The 2,237-nt window shown below is 70.4% G+C and carries 3 pseudogenes; 1 reads left to right on the top strand and 2 read right to left on the bottom strand.

Annotation, left to right across the window (positions count from 1 at the left end):
• Positions 1 to 389: pseudogene (locus AB8Z36_RS37860) on the top strand (ABC transporter permease); the annotation flags it as partial.
• A gap of 572 nt (positions 390 to 961) precedes the next feature.
• Here the strand turns inward: AB8Z36_RS37860 and AB8Z36_RS37850 are convergent.
• Both AB8Z36_RS37850 and AB8Z36_RS37845 read right to left on the bottom strand, forming a co-directional pair.
• A pseudogene (locus AB8Z36_RS37850) lies at positions 962 to 1,390 on the bottom strand (zinc-binding dehydrogenase); the annotation flags it as partial.
• 95 nt (positions 1,391 to 1,485) lie between these two features.
• Positions 1,486 to 2,237: pseudogene (locus AB8Z36_RS37845) on the bottom strand (transcriptional regulator); the annotation flags it as partial.

Genomic DNA, 2,237 nt, shown 5'->3' with positions numbered 1-2,237 from the left:
CCCGCGCCGCCCTGCGCGCCCAGCGGGCCACCACCGACCCCGCCGCCGTCCGCACCGGCCAACTGCTCGGCGCCGCCTGGGTCACCGCCCTCGCCGCACTCTTCCTGGTGATCACCGGACTCAGCGCCACCATCGACCACCCCGACATCCAGACCCTGCTCTGGCCCACCGGCTCAGGATTCGTCGTCGGTCTCATGTACGTCGCCGAGGGCGCCGCCCGTCGCAACCTGCTCCACTACAGCCTCGGCACCTGGCTCGCCCTGACCTCCACCGCGGCCCTCCTCGTGGGCGACCCCACCTTCTACTGGGTCCTCACCATCGCCGGAGGCGGCGCCTACGCCCTCGCCACCATCCTCGAACACCGCCGCCTCAACTCCGCCCGCCGCTGATTCCCGCCTATAGGGGGAGCTACTGCCCTACGCCGACCATCCCGATTTCCCCGCCGGGGCCTGAAGCAGCACACGAGCGGTACGTGCGGTGGATGACGAACTGCGTAAGCGATCAGGGGAACGATCAGGAGAACAAGGCGCCGACGAGTACAGCGCCGTAGTGCGCGCACTGGTGCCACCGCTTGCAGTAGCGCTTCGGTCGCCACAGCGAACGTCGCGTGAAGTGTTTCTGACACCACACACACGGCCTGGTCTTCGCTTCCCCCATGGCCTCGACCCTATCGCCGGTGGGAGCTGAAGCATATTCGCGCACGTTTGGCGCGGCCGACACGTCGTTGGTGCTGTGTCCGCTGCTCCAGTGGCACGTGACGGATGGAGGGAAGTGGTGGACGAAGTCGGCCGCCCGGCGTCCAGGGCCCCGTGTCGCCGAAGACGACGCGAGGCTCATCGCCCTGTGCGAGGCGTCCGGTCTGCGCTTCAGCGGCATCGCCGCCGACCCCGACCCGATCGCCCTACGAGGCCTCGTCGACCTCGCTGAGCAAGGCAAGCTCCGGGTGCACGTGCAGGAGACGTACCGCCGTCACCAGATGAGCGCCGAGGCGGAGCACGCGCAGGGACCGCTCCGCGATAGCGCGGCCGATCATGTCGGGCACGACGTCCATGTCGCGGACGGCCCGGGTGAAGTCGACACCCGTGTAGTCGATCACCTCATCGGCGCTGAACCCCTCGACGCATGTCCGCTTGCTCCGGCCGACGGTCATGGTCACGTGGGCGCCGCGGGCTTTCGCGATCTGGATCGCGTCGTGGCCGCCCCCTCCACCGCCGCCGTGGATCAGGACGCGGTCGCCCTCGCTGACGTCGGCGAGGCCGAGGAAGTCCTGACACGCCGTCAGCACGACGACCGGCAGCGCCGACGCCTCCACGAGCGAAAGCGAGGCGGGCTGGTGTGCCAGGTGCAGCGCCGGTGCCGCCACGGCCTCGGCGTACGTGCTCGCGCGCTTCCATCGGGTTGGGCGGGTTCAGCGATCGCCTCGACCCGGAGCTCAAGGCGCTCAAGGCGCTCGCTGCCTTCGACGCCGCGCCCTCCCGGCGAATCTCACCTGGAGGGATTCCAGCGGCGTTTCAGCGTGTCGTACGTGTACCGCGGCAGTCCCTTGATGGCGCTGGTACGGAAGGGGCGGCCGTCGTCGTCGATACGTACGGTGCCCCTGCGGCCCTGGGAGGACCAGTCCAGTTCCAGGTACCAGCGGCAGTCGCACGAGCTGGTCTCGGCTGTGACCAGCAGTACCTCGGGGTCCGTGGCCGAGACGCGGTAGGGCATGCGCACGGCCGGGATCGGCGTGCCGGAGTCGTTTCCGGCGACGGCACGGGCGAGAGGGCGGTCCTTGTCCAGATCCACGGCGAAGTACCGGGGAGTGAGCGCGCCACCGCAGCCCAGGTCCATGGCATAGGCGGTGCCCTTGACCGGTGCGGTACGACCGGTCACGCGTACACGCAGCGCCTCCAGCACGACTGCCGTGTCGTTGCGCCCCTGCACCGACAGTTGTACGAGTGTCTGGCCACCGTGCACCGCGCGCTGCGTCGCCGCCCAGGGCGCCGCGTCCTGCGGGGCAGGGGGAGGGGGGACCTCGATCGGCGGCTTGGCGATGACGTAGTCGTGATCGCAACCAAACTGCCATGCCTGGGAGTTGACGGACCAGGTGATCGGCGGCCCGGCGGACCGCTTGCCTCGGCGCGGGGCGGAAGTGGTGCCTGGCGGGTCGGCGGACGTCGCGCCGGGCGGCCGAGAGACGCCCGGCTTCTTCTTCGGCGCGGCGGAGCCGGAAGGCGGCTGGGAGGAGGCGGGGG

The sequence above is a fragment of the Streptomyces flavofungini genome (assembly GCF_041028215.1).
Classification (GTDB): Bacteria; Actinomycetota; Actinomycetes; order Streptomycetales; family Streptomycetaceae; genus Streptomyces; species Streptomyces flavofungini_B.
This window is presented reverse-complemented; position numbering and strand designations above follow the sequence as displayed.